Genomic DNA, 564 nt, shown 5'->3' with positions numbered 1-564 from the left:
GCGGCGCGGCGATGGGCGCGGCCATCGGCAGCATGATCCTGCCCGGCGTCGGCACCCTGGTTGGCGGCGTCATCGGCCACTTCGCCGGCAAATACGCCGGGGAATGGGCCGGCGGCAAGGTGGGCAGCGCCATCCACGGCGCGCCGATGCCCGGCAAGGCCAAGCCGCCGGCGGCGGGCGGCGCGGCACCTGCGGCCCAGGCTCAAGCGCAGGCCCGGGGCCAGATCCAGGCGCGCAGTCAGCAGCTGCAACGCCTGCAGCAGGGCGGCGCGGCGGCCAGGGCTCCGGCCAAGAGCGCGGGCGGCGGCGTGAACGTCACCTTCGCGCCGCACATCACCGTCAACGCCGGCGCGCCGGCAGGCGTCAAGCAGCAGGTGCAACAGGCGGTGCAGCTGTCCTTCGCCGAGTTCGAACGCCTGATGCGGCGCTACGAGGCGGACAGGCAACGGCGCAGTTACAGCGCCCGCGCTTGAGAACCGGCGTGCGATTCAGCTGCGCTGCGTGAGACGTGGCACGGTGAGTACACCTTCGAAATGCTCGTGTACCACTTGTACATTCCGCTTT

Annotated in this window: 1 pseudogene; it reads left to right on the top strand. The window is 71.5% G+C overall.

Going from position 1 to position 564, the window contains the following annotated elements:
* Window positions 1–473: pseudogene (locus tag VK98_RS24095) on the top strand (hypothetical protein); the annotation flags it as partial.
* Window positions 474–564 lie beyond the last annotated feature (91 nt).

Origin of the sequence: Chromobacterium sp. LK11, assembly GCF_001043705.1 — a bacterium.
Classification (GTDB): domain Bacteria; phylum Pseudomonadota; class Gammaproteobacteria; order Burkholderiales; family Chromobacteriaceae; genus Chromobacterium; species Chromobacterium alkanivorans.
The sequence above is the reverse complement of the archived record's forward strand: the minus strand, read 5'-3'. Positions and strand labels throughout refer to the sequence as shown.